This is a genomic window from Acidobacteriota bacterium, assembly GCA_028874215.1.
Lineage (GTDB): Bacteria > Acidobacteriota > UBA6911 > RPQK01 > JAJDTT01 > JAJDTT01.
Genome location: JAPPLF010000041.1, coordinates 15486 through 36375, shown reverse-complemented (window position 1 = coordinate 36375; position 20890 = coordinate 15486). Strand labels below are relative to the sequence as shown.

General features: G+C 63.2%; 18 protein-coding genes. 9 read left to right on the top strand and 9 right to left on the bottom strand.

The features are described from left to right. The first annotated feature begins 175 nt into the window (after positions 1 to 175). From OXT71_07505 to OXT71_07495, 3 genes are all read left to right on the top strand, one after another. Positions 176 to 1078: a DMT family transporter gene (locus OXT71_07505; protein MDE2926225.1), complete on the top strand. Its 903-nt coding sequence runs from the start codon at positions 176 to 178 to the stop codon at positions 1076 to 1078. 90 nt (positions 1079 to 1168) lie between these two features. Beyond that, positions 1169 to 2398: an Nramp family divalent metal transporter gene (locus tag OXT71_07500; protein ID MDE2926224.1), complete on the top strand. Its 1230-nt coding sequence runs from the start codon at positions 1169 to 1171 to the stop codon at positions 2396 to 2398. A 535-nt stretch (positions 2399 to 2933) separates the two neighbouring features. Beyond that, on the top strand, positions 2934 to 3137 hold the full coding sequence (locus OXT71_07495) for a hypothetical protein (GenBank protein ID MDE2926223.1): 204 nt from the start codon (positions 2934 to 2936) through the stop codon (positions 3135 to 3137). A 39-nt stretch (positions 3138 to 3176) separates the two neighbouring features. Here OXT71_07495 and OXT71_07490 read toward each other — a convergent pair whose 3' ends face one another. Continuing rightward, positions 3177 to 4100 (bottom strand): MBL fold metallo-hydrolase, encoded by a 924-nt coding sequence (locus tag OXT71_07490; GenBank protein MDE2926222.1) that lies wholly within the window; start codon positions 4098 to 4100, stop codon positions 3177 to 3179. 180 nt (positions 4101 to 4280) lie between these two features. Here OXT71_07490 and OXT71_07485 point away from each other — a divergent pair, with 180 nt between their 5' ends. Beyond that, on the top strand, positions 4281 to 5327 hold the full coding sequence (locus OXT71_07485) for an SMP-30/gluconolactonase/LRE family protein (GenBank protein MDE2926221.1): 1047 nt from the start codon (positions 4281 to 4283) through the stop codon (positions 5325 to 5327). Between the two features lie 27 nt (positions 5328 to 5354). Here OXT71_07485 and OXT71_07480 read toward each other — a convergent pair whose 3' ends face one another. Genes OXT71_07480 through OXT71_07465 form a run of 4 tightly spaced genes read right to left on the bottom strand, consistent with a single transcriptional unit; the run spans position 5355 to position 10122 of the window. Beyond that, the gene (locus OXT71_07480) at positions 5355 to 6818 is read right to left on the bottom strand and encodes an Nramp family divalent metal transporter (GenBank protein ID MDE2926220.1); all 1464 of its coding nucleotides are present in this window, start codon (positions 6816 to 6818) and stop codon (positions 5355 to 5357) included. 39 nt (positions 6819 to 6857) lie between these two features. Then, positions 6858 to 8201, bottom strand: coding sequence for a Gfo/Idh/MocA family oxidoreductase (locus OXT71_07475; protein ID MDE2926219.1), 1344 nt, complete (start codon positions 8199 to 8201; stop codon positions 6858 to 6860). A gap of 11 nt (positions 8202 to 8212) precedes the next feature. Then, entirely contained in the window at positions 8213 to 8776 is a 564-nt protein-coding gene (locus OXT71_07470; GenBank protein ID MDE2926218.1) for a GDYXXLXY domain-containing protein, read from the bottom strand. Continuing rightward, entirely contained in the window at positions 8773 to 10122 is a 1350-nt protein-coding gene (locus tag OXT71_07465) for a DUF2157 domain-containing protein (protein MDE2926217.1), read from the bottom strand. The genes OXT71_07470 and OXT71_07465 overlap by 4 nt, the downstream gene beginning before the upstream one ends. A 259-nt stretch (positions 10123 to 10381) precedes the next feature. Between OXT71_07465 and OXT71_07460 the strand changes: the two genes are divergently transcribed. From OXT71_07460 to OXT71_07450, 3 genes are read left to right on the top strand one after another with little or no spacing between them, the layout of a single operon-like run. Beyond that, positions 10382 to 11602 (top strand): pyruvate carboxyltransferase, encoded by a 1221-nt coding sequence (locus OXT71_07460; GenBank protein MDE2926216.1) that lies wholly within the window; start codon positions 10382 to 10384, stop codon positions 11600 to 11602. A gap of 53 nt (positions 11603 to 11655) precedes the next feature. Next, the gene (locus OXT71_07455) at positions 11656 to 12567 is read left to right on the top strand and encodes a bifunctional enoyl-CoA hydratase/phosphate acetyltransferase (GenBank protein ID MDE2926215.1); all 912 of its coding nucleotides are present in this window, start codon (positions 11656 to 11658) and stop codon (positions 12565 to 12567) included. Between the two features lie 19 nt (positions 12568 to 12586). Beyond that, on the top strand, positions 12587 to 13786 hold the full coding sequence (locus OXT71_07450; GenBank protein ID MDE2926214.1) for an acetate kinase: 1200 nt from the start codon (positions 12587 to 12589) through the stop codon (positions 13784 to 13786). 135 nt (positions 13787 to 13921) lie between these two features. On the opposite strand, the gene OXT71_07445 is transcribed toward OXT71_07450, so the two are convergent. Both OXT71_07445 and OXT71_07440 read right to left on the bottom strand, forming a co-directional pair. Continuing rightward, a complete protein-coding gene (locus tag OXT71_07445) occupies positions 13922 to 15574 on the bottom strand; it encodes a LysM peptidoglycan-binding domain-containing protein (protein ID MDE2926213.1) in 1653 nt (550 codons plus the stop codon). 101 nt (positions 15575 to 15675) lie between these two features. After that, on the bottom strand, positions 15676 to 17337 hold the full coding sequence (locus OXT71_07440) for a S41 family peptidase (protein MDE2926212.1): 1662 nt from the start codon (positions 17335 to 17337) through the stop codon (positions 15676 to 15678). 225 nt (positions 17338 to 17562) lie between these two features. Here OXT71_07440 and tatA point away from each other — a divergent pair, with 225 nt between their 5' ends. Continuing rightward, positions 17563 to 17778, top strand: coding sequence for a twin-arginine translocase TatA/TatE family subunit (tatA, locus tag OXT71_07435; protein ID MDE2926211.1), 216 nt, complete (start codon positions 17563 to 17565; stop codon positions 17776 to 17778). A 42-nt stretch (positions 17779 to 17820) separates the two neighbouring features. After that, complete coding sequence (gene tatC, locus OXT71_07430; GenBank protein MDE2926210.1) at positions 17821 to 18735, top strand: twin-arginine translocase subunit TatC; 915 nt, start codon at positions 17821 to 17823, stop codon at positions 18733 to 18735. Positions 18736 to 18803: 68 nt separating this feature from the next. Here tatC and OXT71_07425 read toward each other — a convergent pair whose 3' ends face one another. Beyond that, the gene (locus OXT71_07425) at positions 18804 to 19892 is read right to left on the bottom strand and encodes a peptidylprolyl isomerase (protein MDE2926209.1); all 1089 of its coding nucleotides are present in this window, start codon (positions 19890 to 19892) and stop codon (positions 18804 to 18806) included. Further along, on the bottom strand, positions 19873 to 20829 hold the full coding sequence (locus OXT71_07420) for a peptidylprolyl isomerase (protein ID MDE2926208.1): 957 nt from the start codon (positions 20827 to 20829) through the stop codon (positions 19873 to 19875). The genes OXT71_07425 and OXT71_07420 overlap by 20 nt, the downstream gene beginning before the upstream one ends. Between the last annotated feature and the right edge of the window lie 61 nt (positions 20830 to 20890).

The window sequence follows — 20890 nt, the reverse complement described above, 5'->3', positions numbered from 1 at the left end:
AACTATACATTCGCCGGCTGCGGCACCGCACGGCTCCAGGATCTCGCCAGCCGGAGGGACGTTTCGCGACGATGGAAATGGCCCCGGAGATTTGAGAGTCGGCGGACTTTCCCCCAATATCCAATGACCGCGCGACGCGCCGGCACGGCTCAGACCGGGAGAATTTGAGCAGTTGTTGGAAACCTGGGTCCCGATCACCATCGCGGCGGCATTCCTTCAGAACGCCAGGTCGTCGCTGCAGAAACACCTCAAGGGATCGTTGAGCACGTCGGCAGCGGCTTACGTGCGTTTTTTCTATGCCCTGCCCTTCGTCCTCCTCTATCTGGCGATCCTCCGTTTCGGCGCCGAGTATGACTTCCCGGAGTTCAACCGGCGGTTTCTTTTCTTCGTGGTCCTGGGCTCCACGGCCCAGATCGCCGGGACGGCGTTCCTGATCCACCTCTTTTCGTTCCGGAACTTCGTCGTCGCCACGGCTTACTCGAAAACGGAGACGATCCAGGCGGCCATCGCCGGGATGCTCATCCTCTCGGACTCCATTACCGCATGGGCGCTGCTGGCCATTGTCGTGAGCCTGGCCGGCGTCATGCTGATGGCCATCGCCAGGCGGCAGTTGGCAGCCCGGGAATTGCTCGCCTCCCTGTTCGGAAGGACGGCGGGAATCGGTTTGGCCAGCGGCGCCGGGTTCGGTCTTGCCGCCGTCTCCTACCGGGCTGGCAGCCTCTCCCTCGGCGGCGACTACGTTGCATCGGCCGCGTGCACGCTCGCAGCCGCCCTCTTGTTCCAAACCGTGACCATGGGACTCTACCTGCGGCTGAGGGAGCCGGGACAGTTGACCCTGGTCTTCAGGTCCTGGAGGATTTCAGGCGCCGTCGGTCTGGCCGGGATGTCGGCCTCCGCCTGCTGGTTCACGGCCATGACCATTCAAAACGCCGCCCACGTGAAGGCATTGGGCCAAGTGGAGCTGCTCTTCGCCTTCATGGTGTCCACCGCTTTCTTTCGTGAGCGGGTCACGGGACGGGAACTGCTGGGAGTCCTGCTGGTGGTGACGGGAATACTGATCCTGCTGCTGCGAGGGTAAAAGGGAGCGAGGTGAGACTTGAGAGAAGGAGGCGACTCGTCTTATAAACCGGCACCCATTCCCCGCTCCTTTCTTGAATACGTCCGGTCCATGGGACCCGGAATCGTGGTCGTCCTGACCTGGCTGGGAGCCGGGGACATCGTCGAGTCGGCCATGGCCGGGGGGAATTACGGCTATTCCCTCATGTGGGGCTTTGCGCTCTGCCTGATCCTCCGCTACCTGTTCGTCTCCCTCATTGCCAAATACCAGCTTTGCAACCGGCGAGGCGAGACGGTGTTGGCGGGCCTGGGGCGTCTGCACCCCCTCTTCGCGCTCATCGTCCTCACGGGGACTTTGTTGCTCACCCACGGCATCGGCGTATTTCTGCTGGTGGGAACGGCCGGGATCTGCGTCAAGGTGACGGGAATCGGCAGCATTCCGGTGTGGGGAGCCGGTTTGGCCCTGGCCGTTCTGCTCCTGGTGATCCGGCCCCACTACCGGCGAATCGAAGTGATCTTTTTCGTGCTCGCGGGCGCCTTGTCGGTTTCGCTGATCGGACTGGCCGGTTGGTCCGGGCCGTCAGCAACAGGAATCGTCAAGGGTGTTCTGGGTTTACAGGTTCCCGAGACCCTGGGACGCTTCGACGCCATATACCTCATGGTGGCCATGGTAGGCGCCATTGCCGGCAGCTTGGGGAATCTCCTCTACCCCTACTTCATGCGGGAAAAAGGATGGGTCACACCCGGCCACCGGCGGGTGCAGAAATACGACCTGATATTGGGCATCATCGTGCTGATCGTCCTGGATCTCTCCATCTGGGTCGTGGGGGCCGAAGTCCTCCATCCCAGAAACATCCAGGTCGTGGACCTGGAGAGCCTCTCGCTGCTCCTGGGCGAAACCATGGGCGAGGCGGGTTCTCTACTGTTCTACATGGGCGTCTTCGCTGCCCTGTTCAGTTCCATGGTGGGAAACGGCAGCGCCTACGCCGTGCTCATCGCCGACGCCTATATTCAGCTCCGGCCCTCGGCTCGGGAGGCCTGCGGCGGCGATTACAAACGGCATCCCAGTCTTCGTCTGGCCACCTACTGGGTCGTTCTCTCACCCCTGATCTGGGTGTTTCTGGGCCACTCGGACTTCGTCGGCCTGACGGTGACGGTCAACGCCGCGCAGGTGGTGGTCCTCCCCTTCCTGGTGGCCGGAATCTGGATCTTGACGGCTCGCCGAGTCCATATCGGTGCCGAATATCGAAACCGCTGGTGGGACAACGTCCTGGTGGGGTTCCTGTTCGCCGTGGCGGCCGTCAGCGGATACTTCTCGGCGGTGAAGGTATTGGGCCTCTGATCCCGGGAGAAAGTCACACCCGTGAGGGGCGGCGGCCGTTCAGAAGGTCGTCTTCTCGCTGTAGACCTTGGCGACCTGCGACTCGAACCAACTCCCCACGTGGAGGCGGACCGACGGTCCAGGAGGTGACGAGCGTGCCCGCGGCGGGCGTGGTGCCGGGCGGGGCCGCCGTTGGCCAAGGCTTACGGGTGGCCGTCCCCCATGGTGTAGTACCCTACGGGATACTTGTTCCCTGCCCGACACGCCGAAAGGCCTCGGGCGGGGTTATTTTTCCCGGATTGGCCTTTGAACGGCGAGCCTCCAGCCAAGCGTGCGGTCGCCTTCGTAGACGGCCAGAACCTGTTCCACGCTGCTCGCGAAGCGTTCGGCTAACCCTATCCCAACTACGACGTTTCGGCCCTCGCCGGACAAGTGTGCACGGGACAGGGATGGGAGCTGGCCCAAACACGCTTCTACACCGGGATTCCCGACGTCGACGATAACCGCAGATGGCACTTCTTCTGGACTCATAAGCTCGCGGCGATGGGACGACAGGGTGTCGTCGTGTATAGCAGGCCACTCCGGTACCGGAACCGGAAGGTTACTACCCGAAGGCACGCAACACTCTTTTCTGACGGGAGAGGAGAAGGGAATCGACGTACGGATCGCGCTCGACGTGATTGCACTGGCTCACCGGCGCGAATACGACGTGGCGGCCGTCAGCGGATACTACTCGGCGGTGAAGGTTTTGGGCCTCTGATCCCGGGAGAAAGTCACACCCGTGAGGGGCGGCGGCCGTTCAGGGGGTCGTCTTCTCGCTGTAGACCTTGGCGACCTGCGACTCGAACCACCTTCCCACGTGGAGGCGGACGGAATCGGGGAGCCGGATGGATTTTTGCAGCTCCTCGAGGCTCTTCCCGGCCTCCAGCCCCAACGCCACCTCGCGGTGCAGCGCGCGGATGAACGCCTTCTGCTTGCCCAGAAGGGAGCGGTCCGCGGGGGGGCCGTGTCCCGGAGCGACGGTCTCGACCCGAAGCCTCTCCAGCGCCTCGATGACGCCGATCCAGGAATGCGTGTCCCCGTCCCCCATGTAGTTGTAGGGGCCGTTGACCACGGCATCCCCGGTAAAGAGGATCCGATGGCGGGGGAGGTAGGCGAAGCCGTCGCCGCGGGTGTGGGCGGTTCCGAAGTGGAGCAGCTCCAGGCGTTGAGTCCCGTCGTCGATGACCAACCGGTCGGGATAGGTCACGATGGGGGGCTGGGCGCTCCTGAGCCCCAGTGCGGCGACATCCTTGCGTTTGGCGGTTTCTTGCTTCCAGCGGAGCGGCTCGAAACGATCCATCTCCTGGACCACGTTCTCGTGTGCGACCGTCACGGCTCCGGCGGAGACCCAGACCGGATTCCCGTAAGCGTGGTCGCCGTGATGATGGGTGTCGAAAACCAGCCGCACCGGCTTGTCGGTGACCTGGCGGATGTCGGCCAGGCAGGCTTCGGCGCCACTCGGGAAGTTGGCGTCGATGACCACCACAAAATCGTTGAAGACCACGACCCCGTTGTTGCAATGGCCCTGGTGCTCCAGTTCTCCCTTCCGAAAATAGACTCCGGGCGCCAGCTCCGTCAGCGAACCCGGCTCGGAAGAAATCAGCGCCGCAACCATCCCCGAAAACAGCGAGGCGGCGGCAAGCGCCAACAGGATCCTGGTTCCCAAGGCAGGCACTCTCATCTGCATTTCCTTCCCGGCTTCATCCCGCGCGATCTTTCGGCGGATTGTATCTATCGGCCCGAGCACCCGCAAATCCCGCAAGAACGGCCCAATCAAAGACTTTTGCGGACGGTTCCCAGGTGCTAACCTGCCCGGTGACGGCAGAGTCTTTCACGGCGCCAAGCAATTAAGGAGAGTTCAATGGTTCAAAGAATCCGAAACCTGATCCTCGGGTCCCTGGCCTGCCTGGTCATGAGCCAGCCGGGCCTGGCCCAGTTCCCCTCCGGAGACCCCAGCATCATCGCCGCCGGCGTCACCCTGGAGAAGCTCTTCGAAGGCGGATGCATTCTCACCGAAGGGGTCGCGGCGGCCCCGGACGGCACCATCTACTTCAGCGACATCACTTTCACGTTCACGTGTAAGAACGAGAAGGGTGAACCCGAAGCCGGGCACATCTGGAAGTATGACCCCAAGACCGGCGAGACCGGTATCTTCCGTTCCCCCAGCGGCATGTCCAACGGCATCAAGTTCGATGCCCGGGGCGACATGATCATCGCCGAAGGCGCCGATTACGGCGGTCGGCGGATCATCCGCACCGACATGAAGACCGGAAAGAGCTACATCATCGCGGGAATGTACGAAGGCCGGAAGTTCAATGCCCCCAACGACATCACCATCGATGAAAAGGGGCGGATCTATTTCAGCGACCCCCGCTACCTGGGTCACGAAACCATCGACCAGGCGGTCATGGCCGTGTATCGGATCGACACCGACGGCTCGGTGCACCGGATCATCACCGACGCGGGCAAGCCCAACGGCGTCGCCGTCTCCCCCGACCAGAAGACCCTCTACGTGGTCAGCAACGACGACGGGGCCATGGACTTTTCCCGATTGCCGCAGGGAACGCCGTTGAACAAGAACCGCATGGCGCTGCTGGCCTACGATCTGGCTCCCGACGGTACGGCCAGCTTTCGGGAGGTCCTGGTGGACTATTCTCCCCAGGATGGACCGGACGGCATGGTGGTGGACGTGGACGGCAATCTCTATGTGACCGTGCGCGATGTGACCCGCCCCGGAGTCGCCGTCTATTCCCCCGAAGGGGAGGAGCTGGCCTTCATTCCTACCGAGCTGCCGACCAACGTGGGGTTCGGACGCGGGACCGAGAGCAAGACCCTCTACATTACGGCCGGAAAGAGTCTCTACCGGATCCACGTCAAGCGGGAAGGCTACCAGCTTCCGCCCCGGTAGCCGGACGGCCGCGGGGGTCGACGACCCTCAGAGAAAGCTCTGAACGTACTTCACGATTCCGATCAGGGGGATCACCGTCAGCCCGATCCCGGCCACGAGAGTGCCCAGCCATAGCGGCCATCTCATCCGCAGCTCTTGCGGGAGATGGTATCGGTCCGACCAGAGCATGGCGAAGCACCAGAGGCCGCAAATGAGACCGGAACCCACCAGGGCCGCCGGCGTGACGATGAAGACCGGGTCCTGTTCCAGGAACCAGAGCAGGCTCAGGCCGGGCCCCGCGCACCAGAGCAGCGTCCAGAGGCGGAATTTCTTCAAGGGGACCTTCCGCAGCGAGGGGAAGAGCGCCACCAGGCATTCCCGGGTGGTCCGGGTGTAGAGTTCGTAGGCGCCGTAGATGGTGCCGAAGAACGCGAAGAAGATGCCGGTCTTGTAGAGCCAGGCGAGCAGAGTCTGGACCAGCGGCGACTGGTCCGGCCGGACCAGGTACCCCAATTGCAGCGTCAGAAGGTCGAACCCGCTGGGGATCTCCTGCCGGGGATAGAGGATGGTGGCCCCGAGGATGGCGAAACAGAGGGTGAAGATGAAGATGCAGGTGAACGACACCGTCACGTCGGTGCGCGGGGCCCGCAGCCAGGCCAGACCCCGTTTCAGATTCTCCCGGCCGGCGTCCAGGGGACCCCGGCCCCGGATGCCCAGCAGTCCCCAGCCCTTCTCCCGCAGCATTCCCACGTATCCCAGATAGTCCTGGGTCCCGCCTCCCACCGCTCCCAGGTAGGTGACCATCTCCACCCAGGGATTGCGCCCCCGGAACTCGGCGAACCGTTCCAGGACCCAGCCGTCGTACCTGGGCCGGGTGGGGACCAGGGTGCCCCCCAATAGGGCCAGGAGATCGGGATTCGACACGGCGGCCGCCAGGACCATGCAGAGGAGCAGCAGACCCACCAGGACGGTCTGGACCCGCTCCAGGAACCCGTAGCTCTGAACCCAGGTGAAGGTCAGCGCCACCAGGATGAAGAAGGTTCCCCAGAGCCGGCCGAAGAAGACGTAGTCGGACACGTTTTCCGGGTCCGGGAAACCGACCACCCAGTTGGTGAACTCTCCCAGCATCTTGGGGAGTCCCCCGCCCACCCAGAAGGGCATCCAGACGATGGTCATGACGGAGACGAACAGGACGAACCAGCCGCGGGGGCCGGGCAGGTCCATCCAACTCCGCAAGGGATGGCGGCCGGTCAGGGTGATGAACCGGGCGCCGGTATAGACCTGGAGTCCCTTCAGAGCGGAGCCGACCAGAAAACACCAGAAGAGGGAATAGCCGAAGACGGCGCCGCCCCGGGAAGCGAAGACGGTTTCGCCGCTTCCGATGGTGACCGAGGCGATGATGGCGCCCGGACCGAAGAGCTTGAGCATTCCCGTCAGGGAACGATCGCGGAGCTGGGGCGAGAGTTCCGGGTACCGGACGGGATCCTGATCACCGGACCTTGTCACCGACATTCGCCTTCCTCTTCTCTCGCTCGCGGCACCTGTGTCTTACTACAGCTTCCAGGGCTTCCGGTAGTTGATGCCGGCCAGGCGTTCGGCTTCCGGATCGTTCACGATGCGTTCCCGTTCCGGATCCCACTCGACTCTGCGCCCGAGCCGGAAGGCCATATTGCCCAGATGACGGGCGATCATCGAGTCATGACCGATCTCCACGTCCGATCGCGGACGCTCCCTCGTGCGCATGCAGTCCACGAAGTTCCGGACATGCCCCAGGTGATAGGCGCCCCGGCCCCGGATGTTGTGGCGGGGCTTGCCCCGAGACCGGAACTCCCGCGCCGGCTTGTCGATCTTGTCCGTCTCGGAGTGGACCTCCCAACCGTTGCGGTCCACCACCAGCACACCGTCGTTGCCGTGGAACTGGACGCCGTGCTCCCGGGCTTCCGGACCTCGTCCCACGCCCAGCGCGTGTTCCCAGACCATGCTGAAGTCGTCGAACTCCCAGATGACCTGCTGGGTGTCGGGCGTTTCCATGGCGTCCCGGGGATAGCCGAACTTGCCCCCCACCGAGACGGCCGACCGGGGCGCCTTCACGTCCATGGCCCAGTTGGCGATGTCGATCATGTGAGCTCCCCAGTCGGTCATGAGGCCGCCGGAGTAGTCCCAGTACCAGCGGAAGGAGAAGTGAAAGCGGTTCAGGTTGAACGGACGTTCGGGAGCCGGTCCCAGCCACATGTCGTAGTCCACGCCCGGGGGTGGTGATGCGTCCGGCTGCGCCGGCATTTCTCCCTTCCAGTCCAGATAGGCCCAGGCCCGGACCAGGCGGATCTTGCCCAGCTTCCCGCTCTTCACGTAGTCGACCGCGTCGGTGTAGTGGGGGGCGCTCCTCTGCTGCGTCCCCATCTGGACGACCCGGCCATGTTCGCGCGCCGCATCCACCATGACCCGGCCCTCGTGGATGGTCAGAGACAGCGGCTTCTCCACATAGACGTCCATGCCCGCTTCGCAGGCCATGACGGTGGGAATGGCGTGCCAGTGATCGGGAGTGGCCACCAGAACGGCGTCCAGGTCCTTTCGATCCAGAAGGCGCCGAAAATCCGAAGTCCGGAATTCGGCATTCTGGCCGGCCGGATCCAGAATCTCGGACTGGGTGCGGTCCATCTGAGCCCGGTCCACGTCACAGATGGCCGCGCATTGGATCCCGTCGATCTTGAGAAACTGCCTGAGATTGCCTCGTCCCCGGCCGCCGCAGCCGATCACTCCCAGGCGTATCCGGTCGTTGGCCCCGTCTGTCCGGGCATAGGACAGGGCGGACGCAGGGCGGCCGGCGGCCAGGGCCGCCCCGCCCGTCAGGGCCGCCGACCCGGTCAGGAATCCTCGCCGGTTCTGTTTCTTCATGGCATCTCTCCTTATTCTCCATTCGGCCCGGCACGAGCCTTCAAATAGTCCAGGACCGGAGTGTCCTGGAGGTAAAAACCCTCGATCACTCCGTCGCCCCGATGCACGCGCAGCGTGACATGGGCGTCCACTTTACCGGAGCGAAGAGCCTGTTTCCGCCCCGCCCCGGCTTTTGAAGCCACCTCTTCCGGCAGGTAGTAGCGGTCGAAAGGAAGCCGAATGGTGCCTGACTTCCCTTCTCTCCGGACCTGCACCCTCAGGTAGGCGCCGGCTTCGGGGCGTTCATTGCGAACCGCCGTGAAGCGGCCGAAACCCTCCTGATCCAACTCCAGGACGCCGTAGGCCCGGACGAGAGACGGCTTTGCGGCCGACTCGTCCAGGGTCACCTTCGAAGCGGGAATCTTGAATCGCACATGGCGCCCCAGAACCTCTTCCCGGGGGTCCAGGGGCTCCACCCGGAACTTGACCCGGACACCGTCGCGCAGAGTCCACTCGCGTTGGAGGATCATCCAGGCGGGAACGCCGAGCTGACAGAGGACCGCCGCGGCGAACACCAACGTCCTGAGCCGGATCATGCTCCCGCCCCCGGCGTCTGTTCCGGCTCGTCTTCCGAGCGCCGGAGGCCGCGAAAACGGCGGACCAGAAAGGCGTTTGCCGACAGGAAGGCGGCGCCCAGAAGAATGAAGCCGATCCCGCGGACCATGAGTCCCAAATCGGTGTCGAAGAATCTGGCCCCCATGAGCGCCGCCAGAATGAGCATTCCGAGATTGACGGTCCCGATCCTCGCCCGGCGGACGCCGCGAACCAGAACCGAGACTCCGGCGGCCAGCAAATAGAGATTCAACAGAAACACCGGGACCAGCGTGGACTCCAGCGCCAGCATCAGACCATGGGCAAGCAATGCAACCGCGCCGAAGGAACCCCAGAGCAGCCTCTGCGGACGGCCCTGAAACAGGCTGAACCAGCCCAGGATCACGGACAGCGACAGGCAGGTTCCGATGAGAACCATCCCCGGCGCGGCATCCGTCCAATTCCACTCCCCAGGGCCAATCCGTCCGAGATGTTGCCAAGCGTCGCCGTAGGAGAACCGGAAGGCCATCACGAAGATTCCCAGTCCGCCGACGCATTGCAGGGGCCCCTGCCAAACGCGGGGAGCCCGTCCGAACCAGATCCGGCCCACCAGATACAAGACGGAGAACAGCCCCGCGTAAGCGGCCAGATGCAGGTGTTCCCAAGACTCCGAGAGGGTGAAACCGAATCCGAAACCGAGGGAGACGGCGCCGATCCAGAGCAGGAGAACGGTTCCTGCGCTCTGCCGGTCCCCCCGCAGCAGTGACCCGAGATAGGGCGCAACCAGCGCCAGCATGACCCAGTAGAGGAGGGGGCCTTCCCCGGCGTCCGCCTCGACCCCTCCCAGCGCCGTTACCCCAACCAGATAGAGCGCCGCGGCCGATCCCGCTCCCGTCAGATAGACGAGCGGCACGGTCAGCAGCATCCAGGTCAGGAGGAAGCGGCCGGGGTCTCCGGGAATATGGTAGGTCTGTGCAATCAGGGCCATGGCGGACCCCACGGCCAGAAACCAGAAGCAGGCCGTCCCTTCGCGCCAGGACCGGGAGGGGACGGAACGGAAAACCACCCATCCGGCAGCCCCTTGAGCGCCCATCAGAATCGAAAAGGAGATTGCGGCGCGGAGCGGCCTGGAGAGCTCCTCCCAGTTGTAAGCCAGAACCAGGATGACCCCGAGACCGATCAGGGCGGAACCGAAAACCGCGGTGACGGTCAGGCCGAGCTGGCGAGCGGCGGGCCTTCCGGCGTCGTGGTAATGGGAGCGCAGCCGATCGGCTGCATCCGTGGTCAGAATCCCGCGCGACACCAGTTCGGGAAGCTCTCCCAGGAGCCAGTCGGGACCCTTCCTGCTCATATTACTTCCGGCGAAGGAGGAGGTTCGGGATCAACGGCGAGCCCGCGTCGCGCCGGAACCTGCTGGTGTCGAACGGGACACTTCTTTTTCCCCGGCTCCTCGACTTCCCTCCTCTATGGACCATGCTATGATACATGCTCTTTCGAGACGGAGGTCGGCCCGGATACTCGTACGCAATCGGCGCCGTCCCGTACTTCGAGCAACCGAACAGTAACGTTTCAGGGCTCGTTCCCTGTGTCTCGTCCGGGAGGAACTTCGCATGACTCAAGAGTGGAAAACGGACAACTGGTTTGCCAGCCCCTGGAATTTCTCGCAGGAAGCCCGTCAGGACCTCAACTTTCCCGACCAGATCCGCATTCACGACGTGACCCTCCGCGATGGCGAGCAGCAGACGGGAATCGTGTTCCGACGGGACGAAAAGGTGGCCATCGCCAAGAAGCTGGCGGCAGCCGGCGTCCATCGAATCGAGGCCGGCATGCCGGCCGTCTCCGACGAAGACGAGGCGGCCATCAAGGACATCGTCGCCCTGGGCCTGGATTCGGAGATCTTCTCTTTTGCCCGCTGCATGCCTGCGGACGTCAAGCAGGCCAAGGAGTGCGGTGTCCACGGGATCATCACCGAGATCCCCTCCAGCGATCACATCATCGCCAACGCCTACGGCAAGGACATGGACTGGGCCGTCAAGGCCTCCATCGACACCACCCTGGCCGCCAAGGAGGCAGGACTCTACACCGTCTTCTTCACCATCGACAGCACCCGTTCGGACCTGGACCGCTACATGGACCTGATCGAGCGGGTCTCCACCGAAGGGCACATGGACGCCCTGACCCTGGCCGACTCCTTCGGCGCCTGCTCTCCGGAGGGGATCGCCATGGTGCTCAAGAAGCTCAAGGCCCGTTTCCAGCAGCCCATCGAGATCCATTGCCACGAGGATTTCGGCCTCGGCGTCGCCAACACCATCGCCGCTCTCTCCAACGGAGCTTCGGTGGCCCACGTCACCGTGTCGGCCCTTGGGGAAAGGGCCGGAAACGTGCCCCTGGAGGACACGGTCATGGCCCTGAAGGTGCTCTACGGGGTGGATGTCGGCGTGAGAACGGAGGAATTCTACGAACTCTCCAAGCTGGTGCAGAAACTGTCCAACGTTGAACTGCCGCCCAACCGGCCCATCGTCGGCGATTCCCTGTACAAGATCGAATCGGGCATCGTGGCCATGTTCCACCGGCGCTGCAAGAACGTGGAGCCCTTGGAGTACATTCCTTTTCTTCCCCGGGTGGTCGGCCGTCCCGGCGTCGAGATCGCCCTGGGCAAGGGCGCCGGCCTGGCCAACGTGGAAGAGGTCCTGGAAGCCCGGGGCTTGAGCGCCGACGCCGAACAGACCAAGGAGATCGTGGATCGCGTCAAGCAGTTCTCGATCCGGAACAAGGCGCTGCTGACGGACGAGGAGTTCGATTCCATCGCCGGCGAGGTCCTGGGATCCTGAAGCAACGCCGGAATTCCACCCGGGTCCGGAGTCAAACGGAGGAGCAGTGAAAGATGTTTCGCAACCTGGATGATCTGGTCGAGGCCGCCATCGCACTGGGTCCGGCCCGGATCGCCGTGGCCGCGGGCCACGACCCGGACGTCATCGAGTCGCTCCAGTTGGCTCGGGAGATGGGCTTGGCCGAGGCAGTGCTGGTGGGGGATCGGAAAAAGATCGAGCCCGCGGCGTCGGCCGCCGGACTCCACCTCGGCTCCGGACAATTGATCCACCAACCGGATGAGAGCGCGGCGGCCCTCCAGGCCATTGGGCTGGTTCGGGAGGGTGCCGCGGATCTCCTGATGAAGGGGAAGATCAACACCTCCGTGCTGATTCGCGCGGTCCTGAACCGGGAGAAGGGCCTCCGGACCGGCCGCCAGTTGAGCCAGGTCATCGTCTTTCAGGTGCCCGGGATCGACCGTCTCATGATCATGACCGACGCCGCCATCAACCTGGCCCCCGAACTGGCCCAAAAAGCGGAGATCTGCCGCAACGCCATTCACGTGGCCCACGCCCTGGGCATCGAGGAACCCAACGTTGCGCTCCTCTGCGCTCTGGAGTTCGTCAACCCCGCCATGCCGGCCACGGTGGACGCGGCGGCTCTGACCATGATGAACCGGAGAGGCCAGTTGAAGGGTGCCTACCTGGAGGGTCCCATCGCCCTGGACGTCCCCATGAGCCGGTTTGCGGCCGACCGCAAGGGGATCGAGACTCCTCTGGTCGAGAACACGGACATCTTCATCGCTCCCGACATCGAAGCCGCGAACATTCTCTACCGGGCCATTCTCTACATGGCCGGCGGGGAATCGGGTGGTATCGTAGTCGGGGCCAAGGTCCCCTTGATACTCCTTTCCCGGGCCGAAACTCCGGAAACCAAGATACGTTCCATCGCCATCGGTCGGCTGGTCGCCCAATACGCCGCCGGCTGACCGGGATCGGACTCCCGCCATGCAGGTTCTGGTCGTCAACGTCGGGTCCACATCCCTCAAGTTCCGCCTCTTCCGAATGGAGGATGAAGAGATCCTGGCCGCCGGGAGGATGGAGCGGGTGGGCAGCCGGTCCTCTCCCTTCAACTATCGGCGCGGCCGGGAACCGGAGCTGAAGGGGAAACTGAAGTGTCCCGATCAGCGAGCGGCCGTCGACCACGCTCTCAAGCTGTTGACCGACCCCGCAACCGGGGTCCTGGACAGCCTGGAAGAACTGGACGCCGTGGGATTCAAACCGGTCCATGCCAAGGGGATCGCCGATTCGGTCTTCATCACGGATCCGATCATCGCCGCCATGGAGGAATACACGCCTCTGGCGCCGGCTCACAATCCGCCCTACATCCAGGCGTTTCGGATATTCCAGGAAATACTGCCTGAGAAACCGCTTGTGGGTGTCTTCGAGCCCGCGTTCCACAAGACCATCCCCGAGCCCGCCCGAACCTACGGCATCCCTTACGAATGGTCCCGGACGCACGCCATTCGCCGCTATGGCTTCCACGGAGCGTCCCACCGCTATGTCTCCCTGCGGGCGCCGGAACTACTGGGAAATCCGGATCGCGAGCTGCGCATCGTCTCCTGTCACCTCGGGGGCAGCTCCAGCGTCTGCGCCCTCAAAGGGGGCGTCTCGGTGGAGACCAGCATGGGCTTCTCTCCCCAGTCCGGTCTGCCCAACGCCACCAGAAACGGCGATCTGGACCCGTTCGTGCTTCTCTATCTCCTGGACAAGGAGAACCTCACCCCGGCCCAACTGCGGGACCGGCTGGTGAAGGACGGCGGCCTCAAGGGAATCTCCGGGGTGAGCGGCGATGTCCGGGACCTGGAGGAAGCGGCAGGACAGGGACACTCGAGAGCCGCGCTGGCCCTGGATGTGATGGTGCACGAGACCCGCAAGTACATCGGCGCCTACGCGGCGGTGCTGGGGGGACTCGACGCCCTCGTGTTCACCGGCGGCATCGGAGAAAACGGCATCGCCATCCGCCGCAAGATCTGTCGCGGGTTGGAGTTCCTTGGAATCCGCCTGGACCCTGGCGCCAACGACTCCCGGGGCCGCGAGGGATGCATCTCCGCACCCGGATCCCCGGCCCAGGTTCTGGTGATCCTGGCCAACGAGGAACTGGTCATCGCCCGCGAGACCGAGAAGCTGGTCCGCGACGAAAGATGACTTTCTTGTCGCCGAGGAGCGGCGACTTTCCTGTCGCCAATAGGGGGGGGGTAGGGGGGACGGCAGTCCCCCCTATACGCTTTCCCCATCCAAATAGGTAAGCAAACCCGGGGCGGTAGGAAAACCGCCTCCTACCTACGGCGAAACCAGGATCTTCTGACCCGGAAAGATCCGCTGCCTCGGACTCAGATTGTTCCAGCGGAGCAGGTCCTTGAGTTTCACGCCATAAGCGCGGGCGATGGCGTAGAGCGTGTCGCCACGGCTGACGACGTGCGGCCCCGACGAATTGGAACGGCGGACCGCCGAACCCCCTCTCCGAGCCGCGCCGGTCTTGGCGGAAGGGAACAGTGGAATGGCCAGCTCCTGTCCGATCCGGAGCCGATGGATGTTGCGGAGCCGATTGGCCTGAGCGATGGCCTGAATCGACGTGGAGTAACGGCGGGCGATCAGCGACAGCGTCTCTCCCTTGCGGACCTGGTGGTGGCCAAGCCGGATCCTTTTCTCGGGTGGAAGCTGGGCCACCTTTTCCTGAACCATCGCTCCCATGCCGACCGGCACCTTCATCCGATAGCCAGGGAGCTTGTGGGGGGTCACTCGCCTCCTCAGCTCCGGATTGAGGTCGTCCAGCAGTTGAGCCGGGACCTCTATGAGTTCGGCCAGCGTATCCAGATCCACCTGGTGCTCCATGGGAACCATTTCGAATCTCAGCTCCGGGTCACGTTCGACGTGGAAGCCGTACCGGGCCGGATTCTTGAAAATGATGGTGGCCGCCAGGTAGGAGGGCACGTAATTCCTGGTCTCCCGGGGCAGAAGGCGGCGTCGGGCCATCTCCCAGTAGTCGATGCGCCCGTGGCGCCGCAGATTGCGCTCGATTCTCCGGGGACCGCAGTTGTATCCGGCCATGGCCAGATACCAGTCCCCGAACTCGCCGTAGAGGTGTTTCAGATACCGGGCGGCGGCAACGGTGGATTTCAGGATGTCGGAACGTTCGTCGATCCACCAGTCCTGCCTGAGGCCGTACAGGCGTCCGGTTCCCCGAATGAACTGCCAGATGCCTTTCGCCCGCGCCCTTGAGAGCGCTTGGGGCCGGAAGAGGCTCTCGATGTGGGCCAGGTAGACCAGATCCAGGGGGACCCCCTCTTGGCGGAACACCGCCTTGAACATTTCCAGGTAACGGCCCGATCGCTGCAGCCCCCGCTCCATGAAAACCCGGCCGCGCGTCCGGTAGTAGGTCAGGAATCGGAGCACGCGTTCATTGAGCACCACGGGGACGTCGAATTGCGACGTGAGCAGGTCCTCGCTGGCCAGATGCTTCAACTTCGGGTCCACCCGAATGGTGAAGACGTTGCGGTTGGCCAGCCATTCGAGGGAACTGTCCTCATCCGGGACGCTGTCCAGGTCATCCAGCCGCAGATCCTCGATCCTGCCCAACAGTGAGAAATACGCCTGTTCCAATTGACCGTTCAGAAGGGGCAACGCGGCGGGCTCGCGCAGTTGATCCAGCGCTCTCTCGAAGTAGCCGCCGCCGTCCCGCTGGCCCTGGTTGAACAGCGACTCTCCCTCCCGGTAGAGCTCCCTGGAAGACTGGATCCGCTCCCTCACGCGATTCTCGGCCAGCTTCCGTTGGATCTCCGGATCCGGCTCCGGCGCCTCGTCTGCGGTATGGGCGGCCGGGCGATCTGCGGCTACCGGTGAACTGCCGGTGGGATCGGGAAGGGTGACTCGACGCTGGGAACTACAGCCGGAAAGCAGGGCCACGGCGGCCAGGGCAGCAACGTTCCGGATCAAGTATCGTCGAAATGCGCGCCCCTGCCGGAGGGAGGGCTCAAAACTCCGCGCAGAAAACCATTCCCGGTCTGTTCCAGCTTCCGGCCGAGCCATTTCGATCTCTAGGTATCGCTCTGCTTGAGGGCGACGACGTTGTCGAAGAGAGATTTCGCCCGGGGAAGGAGCTCGATGGCCCTTCGCAGCATCTTGTCGATGCTCAATCGGACCCTCTGGCCTTCTTCCTCACTCAGAACCCGAGTCATGAGCTGCTGTTCCAGAAGGGTCTTGATCAGTTGCCGGTTGTCGTCGAAATCGGCGTGATTGTAGACGATCTTCTCGTCGTCGAGATATTGCCGGAAACGGTTGAGAATCTTGTCGGTCACCCGGTGCTGCTGCCGAAGCCGGTCTTTCTCCGCTTCCGCAAGATCGTTCCAGCGTTCCAACTGCCTGGGGAAACGATATTTGGGATCGAGATCCCCCTGGGACAGCTTTTCCACGAACTGACGGAAAATGCCCTTGAGGCCCAGTTGACGCACGATCTTGGGATGCGCCGGCCGGGAAACCTCCTCATCCGGAGTGATGCCGCCTCCACCGTAGACGGGCCTCCCGCTGTCGGTCTTGTGCTCGGTCCGTTCCGACGAAGAACTATCGCGCCGGCCCGAAAAGTACTCGTAAAAGCTGTCCGAATAGCTGCGCTGGATGAGCCGGTCGCTCGGGGTGTAGTACTTGCCGGTGGTCAGGGCCAGGCCCCGGTTCTGCTCCAATGGATAGATGGTCTGGACCAGGGCCTTGCCGAAGCTGGTCTCGCCCACGATCAGGGCGCGGTCGTGGTCCTGGAGCGCGCCGGCCACGATTTCGCTGGCGCTGGCGCTGTTGCGGTCGATGAGGACGACCATGGGATAGACATGATCGCGACCCTTGGGCGCCACGTACTCGTGGCCTCTTCCCTTTCGCATTCGAGTCCGGACCACCAGTTGTCCCTTGGAGAGAAACCGGTCGGCAACCTGGATCGCCTGGTTGAGGGCGCCGCCGGGATTGTCGCGCAGATCCAGGATCAAGGCCTGGAGCCTGGATTCGTCCAGCCGCTTCAGCGCTTCGTTCAGTTCCTCACCCGTGGTCTCGGAGAACTTCTTGATCTTCACATAGCCGATCTCGTTCGGGAGGTAGAACGCAAACTCGATCGTGTACATGGGGATCTCGTCCCGTTCCACGGTCATTTCGATCGGTTCCGGGACTCCGGGACGCTCGATGGTGATCTGGACCGTGGTCCCCTTGGGCCCCTTCAGGTTGGGGATGACCTCTTCCAGAAGGTCCCAGTCCTCGATCGATTCGCCTCGGATCTTGGAGATCACGTCGCCGACCTGGATGCCCGCCCTGTAGGCCGGCGTGCCGACGGAGGGAGGTTTTTCCACCACCACGCGTCCGCTCCCCGGGGATTCCGCCTTGATGCTGATCCCCAGCCCGTAGTATTTGCCCTTCTGTTCTTCCTGGAGCTTGCTGTAGTCGGCCCGGGAGAAAAACGAACTGTGGGGATCGAGGGATCGCAGAAGACCGCGAATGGAACTCTCGATCAGGCGGTCCCCATCCACCTCGCGGGCGTAGTCCGAGTGGATACGATCCAATGTGGCCGTGAAGGCCTTCAGCAGCCTGTGGGTATCTTCTTCGAGCGGTGCGCCGGCGCTGACCTTCTCTCCCAGCCAGCCACCGAGGAGGGTGACGACCAGGATCGCCAGGACCAGAAAAATACCCAGCCCCTTGTTCGACCGGTCTCCAGAGTAGTCCAAGTTTGCGAGCCCTTTCCGTCCAGATCTTCCCAAGACCGCCGAATGGCGCTGGTTGCCGGGCAGTATAACATTTAGTGTCCGTGGCAAAAGTCGCCGCGGCCGCCGACCCGGTCCGCATCCCGGGACGGCTTCATGACGGCGGTCCCGGCGCCTGCGCGGGTCCTTGCCGGTTGACTTGATTTGACGCGGTGACTTACTATTTTCCTTCAGCGAGACGAGGCAACTATGTGGAATCTGGGCTTTCAGGAAGTGGTGATCATCTTCATCATCGCTCTTGTGATCTTTGGCCCTCGGAAGCTTCCCGATCTGGGGAAGTCTCTGGGCAAGAGCCTGGCCGAATTCAAGCGGGCTTCCAACGAGTTGAAGCGAACCTGGGAAGACGAGGTTCGAGCCGAGAGCGAAGAGTTGAAGAAGATCCAGCGAGATATCGAATCGTCATGATCGACTCCCGGTGGCTCCCGCTCAGCCAATCGACCGTCTTTCATGAATGACTCCCCGGGTTCCGCTCCTCCCCAAGACCCAAGCGCGTCCGAGACTCAAGCGGCCGAAGACGCCGGGCAGGAGATCGTTCCCGCTTCCGGTTCCTCCCCGCCTCCATCCGATCCTCCCGCGCCGGTAGCCTCAGCAGAGGCCGAAGACGACCCGGATTCTCCCGACGAGGAGGAGCTGGGCGCCAAGATGACCTTTCTGGAGCACCTGGACGAGCTTCGAAAGCGCATCCTCTGGAGCGCGATCTCCGTCGCGGTCGCTTTCATCGGCTGCTGGGTTTTCCGCGAGCCCATCTTCGAATTCCTGTCCGTACCCATCAAGAACGCCGGCATCGAGAAGTTGACCTATATCAAGCCGACGGAACCGTTCACGATCTACCTGAAGGTTTGCTTCGTCGCGGCCGTTTTCCTGGCCGCTCCGGCCATCCTCTCGCAGGTCTGGCTCTTCATCGCTCCGGGCCTGTACCAGCGGGAGAAGCGCTACATCATCCCCTTCCTGGTCTCGTCGACGGCGCTGGTCCTGCTGGGCGGCACTTTCGCCTACTACATCATCCTCCCCACGGCGCTGGATTTTCTGATCAACCAGTTCGGCGCAGCCTTCCAACCCATGGTCACCGCCATCGAGTACTTCAATTTCGAGGTGATCATCATTCTGGGCATGGGCGCCATCTTTCAGCTTCCGGTGATCGTGGCCTTCCTCTCCATGTTCGGACTCATCACTCCCGGCTTTCTCTGGAGGAACTTCCGCTACGCCTTCCTCCTCATGGTCATGGTCGCGGCCGTGGTGTCTCCCACCACGGACGCCATCAACCTGTTCCTCTGGAGCGGGCCCATGGTCCTGCTCTACCTGGTGAGCATCGTCATCTCGTGGGTGTTCAAACGGAGAGCGGAGAAGCGGGCGGGGCTCTGAGTTCGAGAGCGGCCGGGACGGGCGGCGGACGCCGCCGGCAGGCGTGATGAACGCGGGGTTACAAAGACTTAAAATTCGATCGCCGTCAGTCCCAGTTCTTCCACGTCGAAATCCTTCTGGTAACTGGGATCGACGTAGATGAAGCTCTCCTCCCGAAGGCTATCCACGTACTTCTTGAGCTGAGGCGCGGCCTTCTTCGTGAAGAGCTGTTGTTCAATGTGGCTCCGTACCGTTTCCAGCTCCAACTGCCGGGCAGGTTTCCGCTTCAACAGCCTGAGGATCTGGAAACCGTAGTCGGCCTCGATCAGGCCACTGTGTTCCCCCTCCTTCAACTTGGATACGGCGGCTTCCTGAACCGCCTGCATGGACCCCCGCTTGAAGGCCCCGATGGACCCTCCCCGATTGGCGGTGGGGCCCTCCGAGTGCTCCTTGGCCAAATCCTCGAACGAGCCGCCCGCCTTCAGCCGGTCCAGGACCCCCTGAGCCTTGGAACGGACCTGCTCCTTCTCCTTGCCCTCGGTGAGAAACAGGACCTCGGCCAACTCCACCTCCTCGGGCTCGGTGTACTGCTCGCGGTTCTGGTCGTAGTACTCGTGGATCTCCGGCGTCAGCAGCGTGACCCGGGAATAGACCATGATCCCCAACAGGCGTTCCTGGATGGCTCTCTGCCTCAGCTTCTCCCGCATTTGAGCGAGGCTCATGCCTTGCCGGCGCATGGCCTGATCCATGGCTTCCAGGCTGGGAATGCCACTCTGCTTGCGCATATTTTCGAGCTGGGCCGAGACGTGATCGTCCACATTGGGGGCCACGCCCAGTTCCTCGGCCTTCTGCAGGAGCAGCCGGGTGTCGATCATTTCACGCAGCACCGTCCGCCTTTGCGTCTGCCAGAACCGCATGGCCTTTTCCCGATCCTGTATCCGGCTCCGGACTTCGGACTGGATGACGTACAGCTCGTGGTCCAGGTCCCTGCGGGTGATGATCTGGTCGTTGACGCGGGCCACGATCTCGTCCAGGAGAACCGGCTCGGGAGGCGGCGCCTGTTGCTTCCGCTGCGGCGGCCGGGGCGGATCTCCCGACACTCCCTGGTCTTGTCCGTGGAGGGGACCGAACAGCAGGACCCCAGCGACCGTAATCACTCTAATTCGTTGCGGAAACATGATCATCGCTCTCCCGGAAGTCGAGCTCCCTGTCGTAGATCCGGAGCGAGGCCCCGGCCAGCAGACCCTCGATGTAGGAATCCACTGCGGCGCTCTCCTGCTGTGCAATCAAAGTTGAGAAGATCCCCTCTTGGACAAGGTAGAGGCGCTTGTGGTGCCGCCGTATCCATTCCTCCACCATGAAGAGGTGGTACCCATGCCGGGATCGAAACACGTCACTGATCTCACCCGGCTCGAGTGACAAGATGACTTTTTCGAACTCGCTCGGCAATTGACCCCGCTCGAAGGTCCCCAGGACTCCGCCGGTTTCTGCGGTCAGGCCCTCGGAGTGCAATCGGGCCACCTCCTGGAACTGCCGGACGTCTCCCGGCTCCAGCATTCCTCGAATCTCCCGGGCTCGGGCCCGGTCGGCGACCAGGATCTCCAGGACCCGTCCCGAGTCACCCACCCGAAACTGTTCGTGTTGGCTCCCGTAGAAGTCGCGAACGTCGGACGGAGTCACTTCCACCTGGTCCTGCACCTTCAGCTTCAGCAACTTGTGAAATGTGAGGAATCGGCGCAAGCGTTCGGAGAATTCAGCGTCTCCCGCTTCGATCTGGAGATTCCCCATCTGCTCCTCCAGTTCCTCGTCGGCAACGCTGATGCCGTCAGCCTGAGCCTGGCGCAGAAGTATTTTTTCCACCACAAAGTCGCGAAACCGGCTTTTCCGAGGCGGGACCTGTCCCGAGTCCGGCTCCGTCGCCAAGTAGGCTTCGAATTCTCGAAGCGTGATCTGCTCCGCGTCCAATTCCGCCACCAGAGTCTCCCGTTCGGGCGATCGGGCGTCTCCGGCCGGAAGCCCGCAGGCGGCCCAGCCCAGATGCAGCAGCAGCGCCGTCCCGATCCAACCCCTGCCCAGCGTCCCACCGGCGTGAATCGCTTTCAGACTCGCGAGCATCGCTGCCCATTCTATCAGCCCACACACGATATCGCCGGGCCGGGCCGCCTGACCGCGCAGA